This is a genomic window from Propionicimonas sp., assembly GCF_034927565.1.
In the GTDB taxonomy this organism is placed as follows: domain Bacteria; phylum Actinomycetota; class Actinomycetes; order Propionibacteriales; family Propionibacteriaceae; genus Propionicimonas.
Genome location: NZ_JAYFPT010000012.1, coordinates 27,339 through 51,380 on the forward strand (window position 1 = coordinate 27,339; position 24,042 = coordinate 51,380).

18 protein-coding genes are annotated in these 24,042 nt (G+C 70.8%); 6 read left to right on the forward strand and 12 right to left on the reverse strand.

Features of this window, described 5'->3' with window-relative positions:
* Positions 1-35: 35 nt before the first annotated feature.
* Both VB080_RS03610 and xylA read right to left on the reverse strand, forming a co-directional pair.
* Complete coding sequence (locus tag VB080_RS03610) at positions 36-1,472, reverse strand: xylulokinase (RefSeq protein WP_323417057.1); 1,437 nt, start codon at positions 1,470-1,472, stop codon at positions 36-38.
* A gap of 19 nt (positions 1,473-1,491) precedes the next feature.
* Positions 1,492-2,679, reverse strand: coding sequence for a xylose isomerase (gene xylA / locus VB080_RS03615; protein ID WP_323417058.1), 1,188 nt, complete (start codon positions 2,677-2,679; stop codon positions 1,492-1,494).
* Between the two features lie 542 nt (positions 2,680-3,221).
* On the opposite strand from xylA, the gene VB080_RS03620 reads away from it, so the two are divergent.
* Positions 3,222-4,403 (forward strand): ROK family transcriptional regulator, encoded by a 1,182-nt coding sequence (locus tag VB080_RS03620; protein ID WP_323417059.1) that lies wholly within the window; start codon positions 3,222-3,224, stop codon positions 4,401-4,403.
* A 56-nt stretch (positions 4,404-4,459) separates the two neighbouring features.
* On the opposite strand, the gene VB080_RS03625 is transcribed toward VB080_RS03620, so the two are convergent.
* Positions 4,460-5,866 (reverse strand): NAD(P)H-quinone dehydrogenase, encoded by a 1,407-nt coding sequence (locus tag VB080_RS03625; RefSeq protein ID WP_323417060.1) that lies wholly within the window; start codon positions 5,864-5,866, stop codon positions 4,460-4,462.
* A gap of 258 nt (positions 5,867-6,124) precedes the next feature.
* Between VB080_RS03625 and VB080_RS03630 the strand changes: the two genes are divergently transcribed.
* Genes VB080_RS03630 through VB080_RS03640 form a run of 3 tightly spaced genes read left to right on the forward strand, consistent with a single transcriptional unit; the run spans position 6,125 to position 9,380 of the window.
* A complete protein-coding gene (locus VB080_RS03630) occupies positions 6,125-6,928 on the forward strand; it encodes a purine-nucleoside phosphorylase (RefSeq protein ID WP_323417061.1) in 804 nt (267 codons plus the stop codon).
* Positions 6,925-8,577: a phospho-sugar mutase gene (locus tag VB080_RS03635; RefSeq protein WP_323417062.1), complete on the forward strand. Its 1,653-nt coding sequence runs from the start codon at positions 6,925-6,927 to the stop codon at positions 8,575-8,577. The genes VB080_RS03630 and VB080_RS03635 overlap by 4 nt, the downstream gene beginning before the upstream one ends.
* Positions 8,574-9,380 (forward strand): uridine kinase, encoded by an 807-nt coding sequence (locus VB080_RS03640; protein ID WP_323417063.1) that lies wholly within the window; start codon positions 8,574-8,576, stop codon positions 9,378-9,380. Before VB080_RS03635 ends, VB080_RS03640 begins: the two co-directional genes overlap by 4 nt.
* A 246-nt stretch (positions 9,381-9,626) precedes the next feature.
* Here the strand turns inward: VB080_RS03640 and VB080_RS03645 are convergent, their stop codons facing one another.
* The 3 genes from VB080_RS03645 to metG all read right to left on the reverse strand — a co-directional run bounded on the left by VB080_RS03645 (position 9,627) and on the right by metG (position 14,571).
* Entirely contained in the window at positions 9,627-10,991 is a 1,365-nt protein-coding gene (locus VB080_RS03645) for a dicarboxylate/amino acid:cation symporter (protein ID WP_323417064.1), read from the reverse strand.
* 474 nt (positions 10,992-11,465) lie between these two features.
* On the reverse strand, positions 11,466-12,413 hold the full coding sequence (locus VB080_RS03650; protein ID WP_323417065.1) for a type IV toxin-antitoxin system AbiEi family antitoxin domain-containing protein: 948 nt from the start codon (positions 12,411-12,413) through the stop codon (positions 11,466-11,468).
* Between the two features lie 373 nt (positions 12,414-12,786).
* Positions 12,787-14,571: a methionine--tRNA ligase gene (gene metG / locus VB080_RS03655; protein WP_323417066.1), complete on the reverse strand. Its 1,785-nt coding sequence runs from the start codon at positions 14,569-14,571 to the stop codon at positions 12,787-12,789.
* A gap of 157 nt (positions 14,572-14,728) precedes the next feature.
* On the opposite strand from metG, the gene VB080_RS03660 reads away from it, so the two are divergent.
* Positions 14,729-15,958 (forward strand): inorganic phosphate transporter, encoded by a 1,230-nt coding sequence (locus VB080_RS03660; protein ID WP_323417067.1) that lies wholly within the window; start codon positions 14,729-14,731, stop codon positions 15,956-15,958.
* A complete protein-coding gene (locus tag VB080_RS03665; protein ID WP_323417068.1) occupies positions 15,955-16,266 on the forward strand; it encodes a hypothetical protein in 312 nt (103 codons plus the stop codon). Before VB080_RS03660 ends, VB080_RS03665 begins: the two co-directional genes overlap by 4 nt.
* 71 nt (positions 16,267-16,337) lie before the next feature.
* Here the strand turns inward: VB080_RS03665 and pulA are convergent, their stop codons facing one another.
* From pulA to VB080_RS03695, 6 genes are all read right to left on the reverse strand, one after another.
* Entirely contained in the window at positions 16,338-19,049 is a 2,712-nt protein-coding gene (pulA, locus tag VB080_RS03670) for a pullulanase-type alpha-1,6-glucosidase (protein WP_323417069.1), read from the reverse strand.
* A gap of 42 nt (positions 19,050-19,091) precedes the next feature.
* Positions 19,092-19,469, reverse strand: coding sequence for a YbjQ family protein (locus VB080_RS03675; RefSeq protein ID WP_323417070.1), 378 nt, complete (start codon positions 19,467-19,469; stop codon positions 19,092-19,094).
* Positions 19,470-19,583: 114 nt separating this feature from the next.
* Positions 19,584-20,609 (reverse strand): hypothetical protein, encoded by a 1,026-nt coding sequence (locus VB080_RS03680; protein ID WP_323417071.1) that lies wholly within the window; start codon positions 20,607-20,609, stop codon positions 19,584-19,586.
* Positions 20,606-21,532, reverse strand: a complete 927-nt coding sequence (locus tag VB080_RS03685) for an N-acetylneuraminate synthase family protein (RefSeq protein WP_323417072.1) — start codon at positions 21,530-21,532, stop codon at positions 20,606-20,608. The genes VB080_RS03680 and VB080_RS03685 overlap by 4 nt, the downstream gene beginning before the upstream one ends.
* On the reverse strand, positions 21,529-22,728 hold the full coding sequence (locus VB080_RS03690) for an acylneuraminate cytidylyltransferase (RefSeq protein ID WP_323417073.1): 1,200 nt from the start codon (positions 22,726-22,728) through the stop codon (positions 21,529-21,531). Before VB080_RS03690 ends, VB080_RS03685 begins: the two co-directional genes overlap by 4 nt.
* Positions 22,725-24,011 (reverse strand): DUF6716 putative glycosyltransferase, encoded by a 1,287-nt coding sequence (locus VB080_RS03695; protein WP_323417074.1) that lies wholly within the window; start codon positions 24,009-24,011, stop codon positions 22,725-22,727. The genes VB080_RS03690 and VB080_RS03695 overlap by 4 nt, the downstream gene beginning before the upstream one ends.
* Positions 24,012-24,042 lie beyond the last annotated feature (31 nt).

Sequence of the window (24,042 nt, forward strand, 5' to 3'; positions counted from 1 at the left end):
CGGTTCCTGCCGGCCCACCCGAGGGAATATCCCCCTCAACCACCGCTACGGAACCGGATTCTGCGGACCTGCTCCACGAAGCCCGCCACAGCAGCCCGGTACTGCTGTCGGATGATCGGACGGGGGTCGGGTTCGAGCGCCGCAAGTAGATCCACCGGCCAAGTGGGACGCGACCCAGTGAGCACCCAGGCAGCCTGACGAGCGGCACCATCAGCCACGTACTCCCCCGGTTCGGGGACCACGACCGGGACATCGAAGACCTGGGCGGCGATCGCCTGGACGGCGGGATTGGCCGCGGCGCCGCCGGTGAGCAGCACCCGCCGGGCCTCGACACCGAGTGCCTGAATGGCGTCCAGGCCGGCGGCCAGGCCACACAGCATGCCCTCGATCGCCGCCCGGGCGAGGTTCTCCCGGGTGGTGTTGGCCAGGGTGAGCCCGGTCAGCGAGGCGGTGGCGTCGGGCAGGTTGGGCGTCCGCTCGCCCTCGAAGTAGGGGACGAGCACCGCTCCGCCCGCCCCGGGTTCGGCGGCCAGCGCGAGGCGTCCCAGCTCGTCGAAGTCGACCCCGAGGACGTCGGCCATCGAGACGAGCACCCGGGCGGCATTGAGCGTGCAGACCAGCGGCAGGAAGCCGCCGGTGGCGTCGGCGAAACCCGCCACAATCCCGGACGGGTCCGCCACCGGCGCATCGGTGGCGGCGAAGACCGTCCCCGAGGTGCCGATCGAGACCACGACATCGCCCGGACGGGCGTCCAGACCCAGCCCGGACGCCGCGTTGTCACCGGCTCCGGGGCCAACCAGGAAGCCGGGTCCGGTCACTGCCTCGGACGGCCCGAGCACCCGCGGCAGGATCACATCGTGGCCCAACGCCACCGCCACCAGATCGTGGTCGTAGTCGCCCGTGCCCGGCGACCAGTAGCTGGTGCCGGAGGCGTCCGAGCGGTCGGTGACCAACGCGGAGAGCACCGGTCCGAGCGCGGATTCGCCGGCCGGCCCGTAGCCGCGCAGCCGCCAGGTCAACCAGTCGTGCGGCAGGGCGACAGCGGCCACCCGGGCGGCGTTCTGCGGCTCGGCATCCCGCAGCCAGCGCAGCTTGGTGGCGGTGAACGAGGCCACCGGGAGCAGGCCGGTGCGGGCAACAAGCTCGTCCGCACCGACCTCCGCGATCAAGTCACGGGCGGCCTGGGCCGAACGGGTGTCGTTCCACAGCAGCGCGTCCCGGATCACCCGCCCCTCGGCGTCGAGTACGACCATGCCGTGCTGCTGCCCGCCGATCGCCACCGCGGCGACGTCGCCCAGCCCGCCGGCTTCGGCCAGCGCCGCTTGCAGCGCCGTCCACCAGTGCGCCGGGTCGACGGCGGTGCCGTCGGGGTGAGAGGCCCGGCCGGTCGCCAGCAGGGCGCCGGTCTCGGCGTCCCGCACCACCACCTTGCAACTCTGGGTCGACGAGTCGACCCCGATCACCCGGGCCATCCCCTACTCCTTCCGGAACTCAGCGGGCGCCGAGCAGGTGCTCGGTGACCAGTTGCTGCAGCCGGACGAAGCCGAAGCCGCGGCCGTTGAACCAGGCCTCGGCGTCGAACTCCTCGAAGGCGGACGGGTCGGCCAGCAACTCGGCGTAGCCAGCCTCGCCCACGGTGGGCACCGACAACTCGTCCACCTTGGCCTCGGCCAGCGCGGCCTGCACCTCGGGATCGGTCCGGAAGGCCGCCGCCCGCTGTTTGAGCAGCAGGTAGTTCTTCATATTGGCGGCCGCCGAAACCCAGACGCCGTCGGCATCCTCGGTGCGGGACGGCTTGTAGTCGAAGTGCCGGGGACCGGTGTAGGCCTGGCCACCGTCCGGGCCGCCGTTCTCCAGCAGATCCACCAGCGCGAAGGCGTTGTACAGATCGCCGTGGCCGAAGACCAGGTCCTGGTCGTACTTGATGCCGCGCTGGCCGTTGAGGTCGATGTGGAACAGCTTGCCGGCGTCCAGCGCCTGGGCGATCCCAGCGGCGAAGTTCAACCCGGCCATCTGTTCGTGACCCACCTCGGGGTTGAGCCCGACCATCTCCGGATGGTCCAGAGTCGCGATGAAGGCCAGGGCGTGGCCGACGGTGGGCAGCAGGATGTCGCCGCGGGGCTCGTTCGGCTTCGGCTCGATCGCGAACCGGATGTCGTAGCCCTTGTCGAGCACGTAGCCGGCCAGGACGTTGACCGCCTCGCGGTAGCGCTCCAGGGCGGCCCTGATGTCCTTGGCGGCGTCGTACTCGGCGCCCTCGCGGCCACCCCACATCACGAAGGTGGTGGCGCCCAGTTCGGCGGCCAGGTCGAGGTTGCGCAGCACCTTACGCAGCGCGAATCGCCGCACCGTGCGGTCGTTGGAGGTGAACCCGCCGTCCTTGAAGACCGGATGGCTGAACAGGTTGGTGGTGATCATCGGCACCGTGATGCCGGTCGCCGCCATGGCGCCCTTCAGCCGGTCGATCTGGGTGCGGCGCTCGGCCTGGGTGGATCCGAAGGCGAACAGGTCGTCGTCGTGGAAGGTGAGGCCGTAGGCGCCGAGTTCGGCCAGCTTCTCGACCACGTGGACGACGTCCAGCGGGGCGCGGGTGGCAGGGCCGAAGGGGTCGTTGCCGGCGTAGCCGACCGTCCACAGCCCGAAGGTGAACTTGTCGGCAGGAGTGGGTGTGGCAGTCACGGGAGGTCCAATCTGTCTCGGCGGCGAGCGGAATGTTGTCTCCGTAAACTTATATCAGCCAACGAGTGGTGTCCATCGGCATCCTGGACTGTGATGAGCAGCCACCGGCGCCGAAGACATCCGCCCCCGGCCACGTGGGCCACCCATCGGGAGGCGGGCTCGACCGGGTTCCACATCGCAGGCCGCCGGTCGGCCCCTATCACCGGACGCGGGAGTCCAGTGTCGACGAGGACGGCGCCGCCAAACCGAGCGACGGCGGCCTGGGCAGGTTCGACAGAACCACCCCCGCCACACCCAGGGAAGCGGCAGTTCAGGTCACCAAGGACAATGCCGCCGAACCGAGCGGTAGAGACTCGATGTGGCTCAGCGAGCGGTGGTCGATTGACCTGCCACCCCGGCACCACCAAGACCGGTCCTTGCCGCCCCATCCCAACCTGATTATGTTGTAACGCGGTACAAATGTGGTCGGATGACCCTGCCCCTCCAGACCGGTGGAAACCCGGTTACAGTAACGCCCGACGCCCGCAGAGAGGACGCGACCCATGGTCGGTGGCACCACGGAGAGTATCCGCCAAGCCAACCTCGCCACGATCCTCCAGCTCCTCTACCGCGGTGGACCGAGTTCCCGGGCCACGCTGAGCAAGCGGACCGGACGCAACCGGTCGACGATCGCCAGCCTGGTCGCCGACCTCGCCGACCTCGGCCTGGTGGTCGAGCGTGAGCCGGACGCCAGCGGCCTGGTCGGCCGCCCCTCCCCCGTCGTGGAATTGCGCTCCGACGTGGCGGCGATCGCGGTCAATCCCGAAATCGATGTACTCAGCATCGGACTGGTCGGCCTGGACGGCACCGTCAAGCGGGTCATCCGGCACGAGTACGACCGCAGCCCGACGGCAGCCGAGGCGATCAGCATCACCGCCGCGGTGATCGAGGGCATGCAACTGGAGCTGCAGGGCCACCTGATGGCGGGGATCGGCGTCGCGGTGCCCGGCCAGGTACGCACCGCCGACGGCGTCGTGCGCAACGCCCCGCACCTGAACTGGCACGAGGAAGCCTTCAGCGAGCCGCTGTCGCAGGCCACCGGCCTGCCGGTGTGGGCGGCGAACGACGCCGGCCTGGGTGCGCTGGCCGAGTACGACTTCGGTGCCGGGCGCAGCCGGAGCCACCTGATCTACCTCAACGGCGGCGCCTCCGGCATTGGCGGCGGGCTGGTCGCCAACGGACGGCTACTCGGCGGTGCGGCGGGCTACGGCGGCGAACTCGGCCACGTCCGGGTCTCGGACTCCCCGCTCACCGACTCCGCCGGTATCTCCGGCACTCTGGAAGCCCTGGTTACCCGCGCCGAACTGCTGGAGGTGCTCGGTCTGGATCGGGCCGACCCCGACACTCTGGAGGCAGCCCTACTGGCCGACCGCTCGCCCCGGGTACGCGTGGTGGTGGAGCGGCAACTCGGCCATCTCGGAACCGCGCTGGCGGCGGCGATCAACCTGCTCAACCCCCAGGTGGTCGTGCTGGGCGGCTTCCTGGCGGCCCTGCTGGCCTACGACCCCGAACGCCTGCACGCCGCGGTCACCGAGGCAGCTCTGCCGCCGTCCGCGGACGGCGTGCAGCTCGCCGCCGCCGAACTGGGCTCGAACCTGCTCATGATCGGCGCCGCCCAACTGGCCTTCGCGCCACTGCTGGAGGATCCGGCCGCGTTCGTCCGTCCGGGAACCAACGAGTCATAACCGAACACCCGTCGGTCGTGTCTCCGCTCTGATCGAGGCTGCCGACAGGGGTGCGTTCAGTGCAACTGCGCGGTTGAGTGTCCGTGCAACCGGCGAGCGGCCTCGGCCACCGACCCGGACAGCGACGGGTAGACGGTGAACGAGGCGGTGAGCTGGTCGACGGTCAGCTTGTTGCGCACCGCGACCGAGAGCGGATGGATGAGCTCGCTGGCCGAAGGCGCAACCACCACCCCGCCGACGACGATGCCGGTCGTCGGCAGGCAGAAGACCTTCACGAAGCCGTCCTCGACCGCCTGCATCTTGGCCCGCGCGTTCGAACGCAGCGGTAGCCGCACCGCCAGCGCCCGCACCTCGCCGGCATCGACCTGGTGCTGGCTGACCCCGACGGTGGCGATCTCCGGCGCGGTGAAGACGGTGGACGAGACGGTCAGCAGATCCAGCGGCGCCACCGAGTCGCCCAGCGCGTGCCACATCGCAATCCGGCCCTGCATGGCCGCCACCGACGCCAGCGGGAACACCCCGGTGCAGTCCCCGGCCGCGTACACCCCACGGGCCGAGGTGCGCGACACCCGGTCGACGCTGAGGTAGCCGCCGGCGGTGAGCGCCACCCCGGCTTCCTCCAGCCCGATGCCGGCCGTGTTGGGGATCGCCCCGACCGCCATCAGACAGTGCGAGCCGACCACCTCCCGGCCATCTACAAGCCTGACCACCACCTCGTCGCCCCGCCGGGCCGCGCTGACCGCCCGCGCCCGGTTCAGCACCGTCATGCCGCTGGCCTGAAAGACCTCCTGCACGACGGCCGCGGCGTCGTCGTCCTGGCCGGGCAGCACCTGCTCGCGGGAGGAGACCAGCGTGACCGGCACGCCGAGGGCCTGGTAGGCGCTGGCGAACTCGGCGCCGGTCACCCCCGAGCCCACCACGATCAGATGGTCGGGGACGGTGTCGAGGTCGTAGATCTGAGTCCAGGTGAAGATCCGTTCTCCGTCCGGACGGGCAGCGGGCAGTTCCCGCGGGTGGGCTCCGGTGGCCACCAGGATCACATCGGCCGGCAGCCTCTGCTCGCCGTCCACGGTGGAGGCCACCACCTCGCCGGTGCCAGCCAGAGCCCCGGTCCCGTCGATCACCCGGACGCCCTCGGCCTCCAGCCGGCCGCGGATGTCGTCGGACTGCGCCCGAGCCAGGTCGCGGATCCGGCGGTGCACCGCGCCCAGGTCGACCCGGACGGTGTCGGCCAGCCGGGCACCGCCGTCTCCCAGCCGCAGTCCGACCTCTTCGGCACTGCGCAGCCTGCTCATCACCTCGGCGGCAGCGATCAGCGTCTTGGACGGCACCACATCGGTGAGCACCGCCGAGCCGCCCAGCCCGCGGCGCTCGACCAAGGTCACCTCGCCGCCCAGCTGCCGTCCGACCAAGGCGGCCTCGTAGCCGCCGGGCCCACCGCCGATGATCACCACGTTCGTCACGCCCAGCATTCTTGCGTCCCGGGCGTGGATTGGGGAGGGTGACCCGTCCTCCTCCCGGCGCGCCGGGCCCCGCAAGGGGCGAGGGGACGGTGATCCGACACAGCCCTGCTGTCGGAGCAGGTCGGCCTGCCAGCCGTGCGCGGTGCCGCGACGAGTGGGGACTCGAAGAGGAACCGTCCCCAACCCGAGTCAGGCGCGGAATGGGGCGGCCGTCACCCCGGGTGCTGCGACTGCCGCCGACGCAATAGAGTCGCTCCCATGAGTGAGCAGTCTCCTGCCCAGGCCGCACAGTCCGCGGCCACCGCCCTGCTTTCCACCTTCGGTATCGAGCGCATCGACCTCGCGCTGGTGCTCGGCTCGGGGTGGTCGAGCGCCACCGAGGGAATCGGCGAACCACTCGGCGCCGTGCCGCTGGCCGACCTGCCGGGCTTCTCCAAGCCGGTGGTTGCCGGTCACGGCGGCGAACTGCGGCTGCTCCGCACCCCGGCCGGCAAGCTGGCCGCGCTGTTCACCGGCCGCACCCACTACTACGAGGGGCGCGGCGTCGCCCCGGTCGTGCACGGCGTGCGGACCGCGGCCGCCGCCGGCGCGACCACCGTCGTGCTCACCAACGGCTGCGGCGGGCTGAACCCCGACTACGCCCCCGGCCAGCCCGTGCTGATCCGCGACCACCTCAACCTCACCGGGGCGACGCCCCTGGTCGGAGCGACCTTCATCGACCTGACGCAGGCCTATTCGCCGCGGCTGCGGGCACTGGCCCGCGAGGTCGACCCGTCGCTGGCCGATGGGGTCTACGTCCAGTTCCACGGCCCGCAGTACGAGACTCCGGCCGAGGTGCGGATGGCCAGGCTGCTCGGCGGGGACCTGGTGGGTATGTCCACCACCCTGGAGACCATCGCCGCCCGCGAAGCCGGCCTGGAGGTGCTGGGCATCTCGCTGGTCACCAACCTGGGTGCCGGCATCTCGCCGACGCCACTCAACCACGCCGAGGTGATCGAGGCCGGACGGGCCGCCGTCCCGCGGTTGCGGTCACTGCTGGCCGGACTTCTGGAGAAGCTGTGAACGCCCTCGACCCCGCGCTGCGGGATGCCGCCGAGACCTGGCGCGCCGACGATCCCGACCCGGCCACCACCGCCGAACTGGCCGGGCTGATCACCGCCGCGGACGCAGGCGACGCCGCTGCCCTGGCCGAACTCGCCGACGCCTTCTCCGGCCCGCTGCAGTTCGGCACCGCCGGGCTGCGCGGCAAGCTGGGCCCGGGGCCCGCCCGGATGAACCGGGTGGTGGTCTCCCGCGCGGCCGCCGGCCTGGCTGGCTACCTGCTCGCCCGCGGCCACGCCGGCCAGCCGGTGATCATCGGCTACGACGCCCGGCACAACTCCGATGTGTTCGCCACCGACACCGCCGAGATCCTCGCCGCCGCCGGGCTGCGGCCGCTGCTGTGCCGCCGTCCGCTGCCGACCCCGGTGGTGGCCTTCGGCATCCGGCACTACGGCTGTGTCGCCGGGGTGGTGGTCACCGCCTCGCACAACCCGCCGCAGGACAACGGCTACAAGGTCTACCTGGGCGACGGTTCGCAGATCGTGCCGCCGGCCGATGCCGAGATCGCCACCCAGATCGCCGAGGTGTCCGCCGGTCCGGTCTCCGACCTGCTGCACGACGACCAGTACTCCTGGCTGGGTGAGGACCTGGTGGACGCCTACGTCACCCGGGCCGCCTCGCTGGTGCCCGCCGCGGCGGCCCGCGAGCTGACCTGGGTGTACACCGCCATGCACGGGGTGGGCACCAGCGTGGTCGACCGGGTGGTGGCTGCCACCGGCTTCCCCGCCCCGCACCGGGTGGCGGCCCAGGCCGAGCCCGATCCCGACTTCCCCACCGTGCCGTTCCCCAACCCGGAGGAGCCGGGGGCGATCGACCTGGCGCTGGCGCTGGCCCGCCAGACCGGCGCCGACGTGGCGATCGCCAACGACCCGGACGCCGATCGCTGCGCGGTCGCGGCCGTGGTGGGCGGCGACTGGCGGATGCTCACCGGCGACGAGTTGGGCGCCCTGCTCGCCGACGACGCGATGCGCCGTGGAGCGGCCGGGACCTATGCCTGCTCGGTGGTGTCGTCCACCCTGCTGGGCACCATGGCGGCCGCGAACGGCCACCCGTTCGCCACCACGCTGACCGGCTTCAAGTGGATCGGACGGGTGCCCGACCTCGCCTTCGGCTACGAGGAGGCGATCGGCTACTGCACCGACTCGGCCGCCGTGGCCGACAAGGACGGCATCACCACCCTGCTGCGGGTGCTGGCGCTGACCGCCGCGCTGAACGCCGAGGGCCACACGATCGCCGACCGGCTGGACGAGATCGCCGCCCGCTACGGCGTCCACCTGACCAGCCAGCTGTCGTTCCGGGTGAGCGATCTCAGCCTGATCTCCGACGCCATGGCGCGGGTGCGCACCGCCCCGCCGCAGACCCTGGCCGGCGAGCCGGTGCGGGTGGTCGATCTCGCCCTCGGCTCGGAGGCGCTGCCGCCCACCGACGGCATGCTCTTCGAGGGCGAATCGGTCCGCGCGGTGGCTCGTCCGTCCGGCACTGAGCCGAAGCTGAAGTGCTACCTGCAGGTCAGGCTGCCGGCCCGTCCGGACCTGGCCCGGGCCCGGCAGCAGGCGCAGGCGGTGATGGACGGGCTGCGCGCCGAGATGGCCTCCGCCCTGGGCCTGTGAGCGACGACCGGGCGGCGTCCCCGCCGATCGTGGTGGGTGCGTCCCCGGTGGTCGAGCCCGGCGACGCCACCGCACCCCCGCTCGAGTGCGACACCACCCCGCCGACGCCCGAGTTCGACGCCACCCCGCGGGTGAAGCCCGAGACCTCCCCGCCGGCGCAGCTCGGCAACACCACCGCACCCCCGCTCGAGCCCGTCGGGGCCAGCGGCCGGCCCGCCTGGTCCGCTGCGCCCCGGCTCGTCCTAGTCGCCGGGGCCTCCGGCAGCGGCAAGTCCCGGCTGGCCCGGCACTCTGCCTGTCTGCAGTTCCGGCTGGACGACTTCTACTACGACGCCGACTACCCCGGGCATGTCATGACGGCCTACGGGATCATCGACTGGGACGACCCGGCAGCCTGGAACGCCGCCGCGGCGGTCGAAGCCCTGCGCACCCTGATCGACCGCGGCGAGGTGGAGGTGCCGGTCTATTCGATCAGCGAGAGCCGGGCCACCGGCCAGCACACCGTCCGGCTGGACGGACGGGGGTGCATCGTCGCCGAAGGTATCTTCGCCATCGAACTACGCGCCCACCTGGAGCGGGCGGGCATGGCGGCTGAGGCGATCTACCTCGACCGTCCCGGCTGGCTGGTCTTCTGGCTGCGGCTGCGCCGCGACCTCGCGCTCAAACGCAAGCCGCCGCTGGTCCTGTTGCGTCGCGGCTGGGCGCTGTGGCGCGCCCAACCGGGCCTGAAGCGCAAGGCGGTGGCAGCGGGCTTCCGTCCGCTGTCCATGCGGCGCGCGCTGGCCGTGATCGCTGCCGCCTGACCTGCGTGCGGTAGTCCCTCTTGGCTCCGTCCGCCGGCGGTCTCCACTCCGCCCTTTCCTGTCACCGAACCCCGGCTCGGTTTCGACGAACTGCGCGCCCTGGTGGACGCGGTGCTGCCCGACGCAATCACGCGCCATCCGATCGCCTTTCGGCACACCATCAGCTGGACGAAGTCGCCGGCCTGACCGGACACGCGACTGCCCCGGTTCCCGCAGGCGTCCCGGGGCAGTCGTCACGGTTGTCGGTCAGATCTTCACACCGTCGAAGACCGGCCTGGCGTTGTAGGTGTCCTCGTCCAGGATGCCCTCGCGCTTGGCGACGATGGTCGGGACCAGCGCCTGCCCGGTGACGTTGAGCGCGGTGCGTCCCATGTCGAGGATGGAGTCCACCGCCAGCAGCAGGCCGACGCCCTCCAGCGGCAGGCCCACGGTTGACAAGGTGAGGGTCAGCATCACCGTCGCGCCCGTCGTGCCGGCGGTGGCTGCGGAGCCGAGCACCGACACGAAGGCGATCAGCAGGTAGTGCGTCAGGTTCAACGGAACACCGTAGAACTGCGCGACGAAGATCGCGGCCACGGCCGGGTAGATCGCGGCGCAGCCGTCCATCTTGGTGGTGGCACCCAGCGGCACGGCGAAGCTGGCGTAGGAGCGCGGAACGCCCAGATTGCGCTCGGTGACCTCCTGGGTCACCGGCAGCACGCCGATCGACGAGCGGGTGACGAATCCCAGGGTGATGACCGGCCAGACGTTCTTGTAGAACTGTGCGATCGACAGGCCGTGGAACCGCAGGATGGCCGGGTAGACGATCGCCCAGACCAGCACCAGGCCGACGTAGACGGCGACCACGAACACCCCCAGCGAAGCCAGTGAGGCCCAGCCGTAGGTGGCGATCGCCTTGCCGATCAGCGCTGCAGTGCCGATCGGGGCCAGCCGGATCACCCACCACAGCACCTTCTGGACGACGGCCAGCGCGGACTCGGTGAAACCGATGAAGCCGGCGGCCTTGTCACCCACCTTGAGCGCCGCGATGCCAAAGGCAATGGCGAGCACGATGATCTGGAGCACATTGAAATCGGCGCTGGCGGTGAAACCGGTCTCCGCCGAGCCTCGCAGCCCGACCTGGAGGCCGAGGAAGTTGCTCGGGATCAGGCCGGTGAGAAAGGCGGTCCAGGAGCCGACCCGGCCCGGCGCGTCGGCGGCATCGCCGGACACCCCGGCGGTGAGCCACGGTCCGGAGACCACGCCGATCAGGATCCCGAGCAGCACTGACGCCGCCGCGGTGATGGCGAACCAGATCAGGGTCTGGACGGCGAGCCGGGCGGCATTGGTCACCTCGCGGAGGCGGGCGATCGAACTGATCACCGCGGTGAAGATCAGCGGGACGACCAGCAGGCGCAGCAGGCCGACGTAGGCACTGCCGATCTCGCCGAGCGTCGCGGTGAGCCAGTTGGGCTGGCCATCGACCTGACCGAGCGCAGCGGCGGTGAAACCGAGCGCGACGCCGACGATCAAGCCGATGACGATCTGGACGCTGAATTTCGACAGCGGATTGGTGGATCTCGGCTTCTGGGTCAGGGCCTCGTCAGCGCTGACCTGCGGGGATGCAGACATGTGTGGGTTTCTTCCGTGGGGAGGGTTGACCAGAAACAGGCCTGAAGCGGCCCTGGTCTGGTCGAGGGAGGTGCCCTTGTGGACGGCGGGCGAAAAAAGCGGTCCGGTGTCTCAGAGTCGACAGGCCGCGGAACACAGACGGCACAGAGCAGCCCAGGGGCGGGCCACGAGCGTCGCGTTCATGGCCGGTATTTCAACACCGACCTCACAGTGGGCGCAACCCCGTCCAGCCCATGGACAGCCGGCAAGGCACTTCACCCCGCCCCGCCGCCCTCGCGCGGCGGACAATTCCTCGCCACAGCCGTCCTACCCCAACCACAAGCTGTGGCTGGGCTTCCGACTTCGGGTGGTGGGTCACAGCCTGCTGGCGAAGCGCCACTGGCCGGGCTCAGGCGCCCCACGCTGTGACTGGGATTCCGACCTCGGAGTGCGTGCCACAACCTGAACACCGCCGGGCAGACGTGGACGGCACCGTCAAACAGCGATGACCGTCCGGCAACGCGGACAGGGCAGGACCGGGCCGGGCCAACCGCGGCTCTCCAGCAGGAATCCCACCTGCCTGGCGACCTCGCAGAACCGCCCGCGGACGTCGACACTGCCATAGCGAAGGGTCGGGCTGCCGGACAGCAGGTGGAGATTGTCCCGATTCATGTCGCGAAACGCGGAACCGGCGTCCTGGTGTCCGAGTCGACCATCCAGCTCGACCAGAACCCCGTACTCGTCATAGACCACATCAGTTCGCGTCCCCGCCGAGACCGACACGTTGCGGCGACCGACCGGCAATCCGTGGGCACGCTCGACGTCGCGCCGATAGGCGTACTCCAGCGTGCTCTCGATCCCGTCCAGATCGCCGAGCAGTTCCTCGAAGCGTCGTCGTCCCCGAACTCGGTGCCGATCCCGGACGGCTGCCTCGACCTGATCCAGTCGGGCCACGCGGCTACGTGCTGCATCAGCGAGCAGCGCAACCAACTTCTCCGTCGACAGGTACTGGCCGACGTCGATGATCGCATCCTCAGGGGGGATCCGGGTCAGCAGCCCGCGGGCCCGCGCCGTCCGTCCGAGGAAGTCCCGGCGCATGGCGACCCCGTTGAGGGACGCTGGCTGGTTGATCGGAGGTACCCAGACTTCGATCTGGTCGACGCGGCGGTTCAGCCCGTGGAGCAGCAGCGCGGCCTCGCCGCCAATCGCGGCACCGTCGCCTCCGGCCAGCAGGCCGATCCAGGCCTGCTTCTCGAAGCCGTCGACCAGCGGAGCGGCGTCGAACAGCCCCCGGGTGATTCGCGTCCAGTGGCCTTGCCCGACCAGCCGAGACTGGGCTCGCGTACCCAGGCCGTGCGCTGTCGCCTGGTCGGATCTGATCACGCCGCGCTGGGCGGCTATGAGTGCACGCAGTTCCATCGTGATGTCTTGTCGGTGATACATGCCGACATTGTTGGTTCGATGACCACCCGGCGTGCCAACGAATTGCTGTGGCTGTGGACAACCTCCGTCGTTATCCACAACCAGAATTTGATGGTCACACCCGGCTGCGGTTCACCGTCCGACATCGGGAGTTCGGCCACAGCGTGCGTGGGAGGCCCGCGCGGGCGCAATCCCGTCGTCAGGTCGGCCGCCACCCAGCGGCACGGTCACGTCGGCCACGCTGTGACTCAGCGTCCAAGGACGGAAGCCCACTCACAGCTTGCGCGGCGAACAGCGGGACCGGCAGATCCGGCCTGCAGGCTGCGGGGAAGAGACCGTGGACGGAAGCTCAGCCACAGCTTGGGGACGGCGGCGGTGGGATTCGAGCCTGAGATCAGGCGATCGGTGCCCATCCGGGGCCGGTCTGGCCCAGGGACTCGTCCAGCTTCGTGAACAGTGGGGTGGGCTTGGCCAGCGGGCGTCCGGGCTCGATCGGACGGGAGGCCCATACCGCCTGCTGGCCGGCGTAGTCGCCGGTCAGCACCGGGTAGTCGGGTCCGCCCTCCTCGCTGACCGTGCGGATCTCGGGTTGCGCGGACCACACCCCCGAACCCCCGAGGGCCTCGTGCACCTTCTGGGCGGCGTGCGGCAGGAACGGGGTGAGCAGCGTGTTCACGTCCGAGACCACTTGCAGAGCGGTGTGCAGCACGGTGTCGCGCCGGGCCACATCGTCCTTCAGCTTCCAGGGCTCAGCAGCGGAGATGTACTTGTTGGCCAGCCCGGCCATCCGCATCGCCTCGCCGATCGCCTGCTTGAACCGCGCGCGCCGCAGCAGCGACCCGACCTCGTCGAAGGCAGCCTTCGAGGAGGCCAGCAGGGCCGCGTCAGCGTCGGTCAGGGTGCTCGGCGTCGGGATCGCGCCGACGTTCTTGTGCGCCATCGAGACCGAGCGGTTCACCAGGTTGCCCCACTCGTTGGCCAACTCGAAGTTCGTGCGTCGCACGAACTCCTCCCAGGTGAAGTCGGTGTCCTGGTTCTCCGGACCGGCGACCGCGATGAAATAGCGCAGCGCGTCCGGCCCGAACTCCTTCAGGAAGTCACCGACGTAGATCACCTGGCGCCGCGAGGTGGAGAACTTCGCCCCGCTCATGGTCAGGTATTCACTCGAGACCACCTCGGTGGGCAGGTTGAGGGTGCCGAAAACCCCTGGCTCGCCGCCGCGGTCGCCGGCGCCGTTGTGGCCCAGCAGCATGGCCGGCCAGATCACCGAGTGGAAGACGATGTTGTCCTTGCCCATGAAGTAGTACGACTCCGCGCCGGGGTCGGTCCACCACTTCTGCCAGGCGTCCGGATCGCCGGAACGGCGCGCCCATTCCACCGAGGCGGACAGGTAGCCGATCACCGCGTCGAACCAGACGTAGATCCGTTTCATCGGCTGGTCGCGCCAGCCGTCCAGCGGGATCGGGACGCCCCAGTCGAGGTCGCGGGTGATCGCCCGCGGCTTGAGATCCTCCAGCAGGTTCGCCGAGAACTTCAGCACGTTGGGACGCCAGTCCGTCCGGGTCGACAGCCACGTCCCCAGCGATCCGGCCACCGCAGGCAGGTCGAGGAAGAACTGCTCGGACTCGACGAACTGCGGGGTCTCCCCGTTGATCTTCGAGCGCGGGTTCTTCAACTCGATCGGGTCAAGCTGGTTGCCGCAGTTGTCGCACTGGTCGCCGCGGGCGCCGTCGTAGCCGCAGTGCGGGCAGGTGCCCTCGATGTAGCGGTCGGGCAGGGTGCGCCCGGTGGACGGCGAGATCGCCGACATCTGCGGCTTCGAGAACACGTAGCCGTTGCGGTACAGCGACAAGAACATGTCCTGCACCACCCGGTAGTGGTTGCGGGTGGTCGTCCGGGTGAACAGGTCGTAGGACAGCCCCAGCCCGGCCAGGTCCTCGACGATCACCCGGTTGTACTTGTCGGCCAGTTCGCGGGCGGTGACGCCCTCGCTGTCGGCCTGGACGGAGATCGGGGTGCCGTGCTCGTCCGTCCCCGACACCATCAGCACGTCGTTGCCGGCCATCCGCATATAGCGGGAGAACACGTCGGAGGGGACGCCGAAACCGGACACGTGGCCGATATGCCGCGGGCCGTTGGCGTAGGGCCAGGCCACGGCGGTCAGGATGGAAGAAGTCACGGAAACCGATCTTATCGGCCCGCCAGCGACCTGGTTGCAGCCGGAACCAGCCTCGGCCGGGCAGGTGAACAGCAGGTGACGGAGGCGAATGATGCCATATCCCGGCCGTTTCCTCCACGTTTACATCCACCGCCGTTTCGGCCCTACGATGGTGGGCGTGCCCGCCGAGTTCGTCCTGTTGGCCCTTGTCGTCCTGACCGCACTGGCCTTCGACTTCACCAACGGGTTCCACGACACCGCCAACGCGATGGCGACGTCCATCGCGACCAAGGCGCTCACCCCGAAGGCCGCTGTCAGCCTCAGCGCGATCCTGAATCTGGTGGGCGCCTTCTTGTCGGTCGAGGTCGCGATCACCGTCACCAATGCCGTGATCCGGATCCAGAACGCGGACGGAACCCCGCGCCCGGAACTGACCGCGGACGGCGGCTCTCCGCTGCTGCTGATCCTGCTGGCGGGCCTGGCCGGAGGGATCCTGTGGAACATCCTGACCTGGTTGTGGGGGCTGCCGTCCAGTTCCTCCCACGCCCTGTTCGGCGGTCTGATCGGTGCCACCATCGCGGGTTTCGGCTTCGACAGCGTCAAGTGGGTCGGCGAGGGCAACCACCTCGACGGTGTGGTGGGCAAGGTGATCCTGCCCGCCCTGCTGTCACCGACCATCGCCATCGTCGTGGCCTTCATCGGCACCAAGCTGGTGTTCTGGGTCACCGAGGGCGTCAACCGGCACTACCAGGAAGCCGGCTTCCGCTGGGGCCAGATCGGGACGGCGTCGCTGCTGTCGCTCTCCCACGGCACCAACGACGCCCAGAAGACGATGGGCGTGATCACTCTCGGGCTGCTGGCCTCCGGGCACTGGACCGACACCCACCAGGTACCGCTGTGGGTGAAGCTCGCCTGTGCGCTCGCGATCGCCTCGGGCACCTACCTGGGCGGCTGGCGGATCATCCGCACCATGGGCAAGGGCCTGGTCGAGATCTCCTCACCGCAGGGCATGGCCGCCGAGAGTGCCTCTGCCGCGGTCATCCTCACTTCCAGTCAGTTCGGTTTCCCGCTGTCGACCACCCACGTGGCCACCGGCTCCATCCTCGGCTCCGGGCTGGGTCGCAAGGGTGCCGAGGTGCGGTGGGGTGTGGCCGGACGGATGGGCCTGGCCTGGCTGATCACCCTGCCCGCCGCGGCCCTGGTCGGAGCCGCCATGTGGCTGGTCGGGCATCTGGTCGGCGGTGCCGCCGGCGGGTTCGTGATCGCCGCGATCATGATTGCCGCCTGGCTGTGGATGTGGCTGCACTCCCGCAAGTCGCACGTCAGCCACCACAACGTCAACGACGAGTGGGAGCCTGAGCCGGCGCCCGAACCCGTCCCGGCCTCGACGACGGGGAGCGAACAGTGAACCAGATCCTGGCCGCCCTCGACGCCGCCTGGCGCATCCTGGTCGTCGGCATCGTGCTCGGCGCGATCCTGCCAACCCTGTTCGGCTTCGGAATCCGCGCGCTCGCCTGGGGTACCGGCGGTGATGCCGAGACCCACGACGAGGGCGTCATGCCACCGCCGCACCCGGTCGGCCGCTGGATCGCCGGGGCGATCTTCGCCCTGGTCATCGTGGTCGTCCTGCTCGGCCTGGGCTACATCCTCGCCCACGGGCTGGGGATGACCATCACCTTCAACGGCCTGATGCCGGTCTTCACGCCGAAGGCGTAGCGAACTCCCGGCGGGCCCAGAAGGACGCCCGGATCGTGCCCTCGCGCCAAAGGGCGGAGCGTTCCCGCACCTCAACGGGTCTGGACGAACACCGCCACCGTCCGCGCCGGGACGACGAAGCCCGCCTGTTCCACCACCGCCTGCCTGACCACCTCGTCAATGCCCGCGGCCTGGACGGGGTGCAGCGTCATGCCGTCGGTCCCGAACGGCACTGCCTGACGCACCGTCCCCGGGGTCGGGTTGAACACCACCACCACCCGCTCGAACCCCTGATCCAGCTGGGGAACGGTTCCTCGTGGAGTCACGCTCCGGCTCAGGCGGGAACCGTCCTGGCTCAGGGTGCCGTCGATCGCCATCACCGCCACACCGGGCAACTGCTGACCGGTGCCGGAGACCGGGAAGCTGACCGCGGCCTCGATCGCGGCGGCAGTCCGCAGCCGAAACAGCGGAGTGGAGGCCCGCAGCCGTAGCAGGTCCAGCGCCATCGCGTGGGCGAACCGGATGTCCTCCGGTGCCGGTTTCAGCGCCGGATTGGCCAGCAGTGGGCGCAGGATGTCCCAGTTCGGGCCGTTGTCACGCTCCGGCGGCAGGCCGGCGGCGAAGCCGTTGTCGGTCATCGAGAAGTCGAGGAAGTTGAACCAGTCGCCGGAGCTGTAGGAGTTACGGTCCAGGCTCTTCGACCGCAGCAGGTCCGTCCCGGCGTGCCACAGCACCGGCGACTGGCCGAGGGTGGCCAGCGCCAGGCAGACCGTGTTCAGCCGCACCCGGTCGCGCATCGGAGTGTCGACCGGCAGTTTCAGGATGAGCGCGTCGAACAGGGTCTCGTTGTCGTGGGCGTCGACATAGCTGATCACCTCGTCGGGCTGGTCGGCATAGCCCGCCTGCCGGCCGTGGTAGTCCAACTCGTCCCCGCGCACGTCTCGGCGCAGCGAGTTGGCCCGGAACCGGTAGCTGCGCAGCGTCCCGGCCAGGCCCAACTGCACCAGGTCGGTGTCCGACGCCAGCCGCTCGCCGGAGCCGGTACGGTTCCACTCCGGCACGTGGCCGTTGTCGGCCGTCACCAGGCCGGTGCCGAAGCCCTGGATCCGTGGGTCGCCGAAGCCGCTGCCGCGCACAGCGTCCCGCAGCCGGTCGGAGAAGGTGGCGATCGAGGTACCGCCCAGCTGGCCCTGGCTGGCCTGGACGAAGCGGGCGTTGTCGGCCACCTCGCCGAAATTCCAGCCCTCGCCGTACAGCGTGATCGCGCGGCCGTCGACCCCGTCGGCCGCCACCGTGAGCGCATCCAACCCGGCCCGGACGGCAAGCAGGTTGTCCCGGCTGTGGTGGGCCATCAGGTCGAACCGGAAGCCGTCCACCCGGTAGTGCCGGGCCCAGGACACACAGGCGTCCACCATCAGCTTCTGGGCCATCAGATGCTCGGTGGCGACGTTCGGGCAGCAGGTGGAGGTCTCCACCTCGCCGCAGCCGGTGAGCCGGTGGTAGTAGCCCGGGACGATCCGGTCGAGCACACTGTGGCTGTCCTGCCCGGCGCTGGCGGTGTGGTTGAACACCATGTCGAGCACCACCCGCAGCCCGATGGCGTGCAGCGAACCCACCATGGTGCGGAACTCGGCGATGCGACCCGGCCCGTCCGCGCTGGCCAGGGTGGCGGCGTACGACCCCTCGGGAGCGAAGTAGTGCCAGGGGTCATAGCCCCAGTTGTAGGCGCTGGCCGCCTGGGTGATCCGGGCCTGCTGCTCCGGCGAGTTCGCCGGGAAGGCGCGCAACTCGCGTTTCGCCGGACGCTCCCGCTGGTCGGGACGCTCCTCCACCGAGGCATTGTCGAACACCGGCAGCAGCTGGACACAGGTCAGCCCAGCCTGCGCCAGTCGGCGCAGGTGCGCCATGCCGTTGGAGTCGGCGCCGAATGCGGCGAAGCTGCCCCGGAGTTCCTTGGGGACGGTGGCGTCGCTGACCGAGAAGTCGCGCACATGGAGTTCGTAGATCACCTGGTCGACCGGGTGGGCCAGCGGCGGGCTGGGGGTGCCGGCCCACAGCGCCGGCGCGAACGCCGGGTCGGTGAGGTCGGCCAGGACCGAGTGGGTGGAGTTGACCGTGAGGGCCACCGAGTACGGGTCGGTGACCTGGTTGGAGACCACCCGTCCGTACTCTCCGACGAAGACCGTCACCTCGAAGCGGTAGCGGGCACCCCGCCAGGAGACAGCTCCGGTCAGCTCCCACACCCCGTCCGGACGGCGGGTCATCGGCAACGCCTGGGGCGGTTCGTCGAGGCTGTCGTCTGCACCCCACAGCAGCAACCGCACCCGCTGGGCAGTCGGCGCCCAGACCCGCAGGGTGGGGACGTCGCGCCGCCAGTCAACGCCCAGCGTGGCGTCGGCGGCAGCGGCGTAGACCTCGTCCAGCACCCCGGGCAGTTGCAGCGCACCGGCGAGCACCAGCCTGCCGGAGGGCTCGTGGGCGCTGACCGCCAGCTGGCCGCACAGCGCCTCCTCCACCGGCACCCAGTCGGGGACGTGCAGCGCCAGGTGCCCGCGCAGGTGCGGGACGGTGCGCGCCACCTGATCCGGCAAGCCGTCCGAGAGCGGTCGCAGCACCGCCGTCCCCCACGGCACCGGTTCGGGTTCGCGGGGGTCGATCGGCTCCGACATCGACCAATGGAGCACCCAGTCGAGTTCCGCGGGATCGACACCGGCCGGCAGGTCATCGGCCGGCCAGGCGATCAGGCCGCGCCGCAGCCAGTGACCACGGGCCACGGCGAGTTCAGGCAGATCGGCGGCGAACACCTCGTCGATTCTGCCCCAGACCTGGCCGACCTGCGGGGAGGTTCAGCGGGGACGCGCGGCGTCGGCGACCGACTGCGAGGTGGCGCCCGGCTCGCCCTCGGGGATCGCCCGGACCACCACGGCGGTGCCGTAGCCGCAGATCTCGGTGAAGGCCTGGCCGATGTCGCCGGTGTCGAACCGGAAGCCGACGATGGCGTTGCCGCCGCGGTTCGCCGCCTCGGTCCACAGCCGCTCCATCACCTGCTGCCGCGATTCGTAGACCAGCTTGGTGTACTCGGTGACCTCGCCGCCGCCGATCGAGCGCAGGCCGGCGACGAAGTTCGCGCCGATGTTGGCGGCGCGCACGGTCATTCCCATCACCTCCCCGAGCACTGCCTCGATCCGGTAGCCGGGGATGTCGTTCGTGGTGACGATCAGCATGAGCTCATCCTAGGGAGACGCCGGTCACCGAGATCGCCACGGTGGCCGGTCTGATCGAAACCGGTTGTCACAGGCCGATTGCCGCCGGGCCCGGCCAGCACGCCTCGCCGCCGGTCAGGAGCGGACGGCGGCGGTCCGCGCTGCCCGGTTCGGCTGGCTGACGGCGACCCGGTCCAGAAAGCGGCGGGCGCCTGCACCGACGCCGGGCTGCAGCCAGGCCGGCTCCACCTTCACCAGCTCCACCTGGGTACCAACCGAGGCAAGCACCACCGGCAGCGTGTAGCCCACCGAGGAGGGAAACCCGACCACCCGCTCGGCGACCGGGCCACGGCGCAATTCCAGCTCGAGCGGGACCTGGGGACGAACCACCTGCAGCCCGGTGCGCGCCTCGATCAGCGCCAGCTTGCCGGGCGCCTCCCGGCGGTGGGCGTAGTACCGTCCGGGCGTCCCGCCGGCCAGCGCGCCGATCTGGTCGAGGTAGGAGCCGGCGGCCACCATCCCGGACTCCACCAGGGAAGTCCCGATGATGTCGGTGCCGGGGACCACCTGCGGCCGGGCGAATCGCCGCCTGGTCCAGTCGTAGCGGTTGGGAAGCACGACCAGGCCCGGCATCCGCGCGGTGGGCATCACGGTGAACACCGTCACCGGACGGTTCGGCGAGGGGGTGAAGATCCGGCGCGCCCGGGTCGCGGACGGGCGGCGCAGCCGTGCCCGCAGTCCGTTCTCCGGGGCGTCCCAGCGCAGCAGCGGCGACCGCTCGGCCACCCGCGCGGTGAACTCCATGGTCGCGGTGCCGTCGTCCACCACGACCAGGCCGCTGCCGCGGTAGCCGGGCAGGAGCAGTTGCACCAGGCCGGAGAACGGGTCGCCGACCACCAGCCGGTCGGCCGCGGCCACCTGCCGGCGCAGCACGGGAAGGCTAGCGAGCAGCGCGCCCGTCCCCTGCCGGGGGTCGTGCCAGCGGACCTCGATCCCCTCCTCGTCGGCGTAGCCCAGCATCGCCACCAACTGCCGGCGACTCGTGGTGTCGCGCGGTGCGAGGACGGCCACCTGCGTCCGTTCTGCGGAGTCGGTGGCGTGGCACCACTCCAGAACGTGCAGCAGTTGGACGGGGCTCTCGACCAGCGCGAGAGCTGTCACGCGACCGCTCCGGCCTGGGCCTCGGCCACGACGCCGGCTACCCGGCGCAGCTTGCGCATCGCGGCCAGTTCACCCGGGTAGACCTGCTTCACACCGTCGCCGAGCGCCTGCTCGATCACCCGGATGTCGCGCACCAGCCGGACCAGCCCGGAGGGCTCCACGGAGGCGGCCTGGTCGGAGCCCCACATCGCCCGGTCCAGGGTGATGTGCCGCTCGACCATCACCGCACCGCGCGCCACCGCCGCGACCGTGGTCTGCAGCCCGGTCTCGTGGCCGGAGTAGCCGATCGGGACGTTGGGGTAGTCGGCCATCAGGGTGTCGATCATCCGCAGGTTGAGTTCCTCCGGCGGTGCCGGGTAGGTGCTGGTGGCGTGCAGCAACACGGTGTTGCGGCTGCCGAGCACCTCGACGGCATGCCGGATCTGCTCGGGGGTCGACATGCCGGTGGACAGCACGATCGTCCGTCCGGTGGCCCGCAGCGCGCGCAGCAGCTGGTCGTCGGTCAGGCTGGCCGAGGCCACCTTGTGGGCGGGTAGGTCGAACTGGGACAGGAAGTCGACGCTCTCGACATCCCACGGCGAGGCGAACCAGTGGATGCCCTTGTCGCGGGCATAGCTGTCGATCGCCCGGTACTCGGCCTCGCCGAACTCGACCCGGTGGCGGTAGTCGAGGTAGGTCATCCGGCCCCAGGGGGTGTCGCGTTCGATGTCCCACTGGTCGCGCGGGGTGCATACCTCGGGCGTCCGCTTCTGGAACTTCACCGCGTCGAGGCCGGCCTCGACGGCACTGTCGATGAGCTTGAGGGCGTTGTCGAGGTCGCCGTTGTGGTTGATCCCGATCTCGCCGATCAGGTAGACCGGCTGGCCGGGACCGACCAGGCGGTCTCCGAGCCGACGCAGCCGGGGGTTGAGGTCTGCGGTCATGACAGGTCCTTTCCGAGGATCCACGAGGCGATCTCGTGGACGGCGCCGTACCCGCCGGGCACGGAGGTGACGGCCCGGGCGGCTGCCCGAACCGGGGGATGGGCGGAGGCGACCGCCACCGGCCAGCCCACCTCGGCGAAGGCGGGCAGGTCGTTGACGTCGTTGCCGAGGTAGAGGACGCGGGCCGGGTCGATGTCCTGCTCGGCACACCAGGCGCTCAGGGCCTCGCCCTTGGCGGCGATGCCCTGCCGGCAGGCAACGCCGAGCTTGGCTGCCCGGGCCGAGACCACCGGATTGGTCTCGGTGGAGAGGATCAGGACGGGGATCCCGGCGCGGCGCAGCGCGGCGACGCCCATACCGTCGCCGCGGTGCACCGCCACCTGCTCGCTGCCGTCGGCATCCAGCCAGACCCGGTCGTCGGTCTGGGTGCCGTCGAAGTCGAGCACCACGGCGTCCACCTCGGCGCGGGTGGGGCGCCCGGTCGAGGTGTCGAGCAGCGGAGCGAGCAGCCGGGCCCGCTCCAGGTCGCCAGGCTCGTCGATTTCCAGGACCCGCTCGGCGGGGGTCTCGACCGCCGCGATGACACCGAAGAAGCGTCGCCGCTTGGCCCAGAGGCCTTCCCCGCGCATCGCATAGGCCGCGCCGGTCTCCAGCAGCTCGACCGGCCGCTCCTGGCGCCGCGCCCGCCGCTTGTGGTGGTGGTTGACCGCCACCGCACCGTCCGGCTCGGGCCGCCACAGGAAGCCGTGGAAGCGGGCGGCGGTGAAGGCGGTGTCGACACCGTCCAGCACTGCCTGCGCGAGGTCGTCGAGTTCGGCCGGAGTGGTGAAGGGGCTGGTGCACTGCACCAGCAGCACCACGTCGACCTGGTCGGCAGCCTTGCCGTAGAGCACCTCCAGGGCGTGGAGTACCGCCTCCTCGCTCCCGGCGGTGTCCCCAGACAGTTCGGGTGGCCGGGTCACGACCAGGGCGCCGGCCTGCCGGGCGGCGTCGGCGATCGCCTGGTCGTCGGTGGAGACCACGACCGAGGTGAGCCGGGTGGCCGCCAGGCAGGTGCGGACGGCACGGACCACCAGCGGCACGCCGCCGACCAGGGCGAGGTTCTTGCCGGGCACTCCCTTGGAGCCGCCGCGCGCCGGGATCACGGCGACCACCTCGGGAGTGCGATGGGCGGGCTGGACCTGGCCGGTGTTCACAGGGCTCCCCACTTGCGTAGCGCGGGTGCCACGACCTCGGCACCGGTTCGGTAGACGCTGCGGGCCGTGCTGCGGACGGCGCGGCGCAGCAGGCGGACGGGCTCTCCTGGCTGGTCGGGGACGGGGTGGGCGGCGGTGCCGTCCGGAGCCAGGCCGTAGTCGGCCAGCAGCCAGGGCAGGTAGGCGGGGCTGCGGCGCAGGGTGTAGTAGGGCAGCAGCGGCGGCAGGTCATTGTCCAGCAGGTCGGCGACCCGGGCCCGGAAGGCCTCCGGTCCGGCACCACCGACGCCGTGCCGGCGCGCCCAGGCGGCGTCGGTGACAGGCGCCCTCCCGTCGTCGATCTCGTCGAAGGAGGCCAGGCAGCCCGAACCGACGAAGTGCGCGTTCCCGAGCGATTCCCGCACCCCGAAGTCGGTCAGCAGGACGGTGGGGACGCCGGCGTGCATCGCCTCCAGCGCGGCGGTGGAGGACACCGTGACCAGCAGGTCGGTGGTGACCAGCACCTCGTCCATCGCGCTGATGTCGAGGTGCAGGTTCGGCGGGAGGTCGCCGGCGACCCGGCGCAGCAGCGCGGGGTAGGGGTACGGCTCGGCGTGGGTGACGCGCTCCCCCGGCATGCTGCGCAGTTTCAGCAGCACCCGCCGCTCGGGGTGCAGCCGGGCGTGCCGGACCAGCCGGTCGACCAGGTAGGACCGGTCGGCCTGGCTGGCCGGGACGCTGGGCTGGGTGGCGAAGGTGAGGGTGAAGGGGCGCGAGGCGCGCCGCGCCGCCGGCTCAGGCAGGAAGGGCAGGCTGGTCTCGACCACCGGAGCCGGATCGATACCGAGGCCGGTGTAGACCGTCCGGAACCGCTCGACGTCGGCCGGGCTGTTGGCCAGCACCACGTCCGTTCCGGCACGGCCTGCCAGCCCCTCCACCAGCTTCTCGTACACCACCCCGAAGTAGCCGCTGACCAGAACCGGGCGCCGCAGGCCCGCGGGCCAGCCGGCAAGCAGCGCGTGCACGGTCGCGATCACCCCGCCGCCGCCCAGGGCGATCACCAGGACGTCAGGCGGGTGGGCGGCCAGCCGGTGCGGGAGTTCGGCCATCGACAGCGGCAGCACCGCGTCCGGGTCGACCCCGGCAGCGTGGAACTGCCGCGCGCTGGGCGGATCCGACCGCTGCAGCAGACAGGGAAGGACGGCCTCGGTCGGCTCCAACTGCCCGGCGGTGAGCATGCCCCACTTCCAGCGGCTGTCGGTGTCGGCCAGGACGGCGACCCGGCGGGGACGGGTGGGGCTCATGGCTCGACGCTAAGCAGCCCGCCTCACCGTT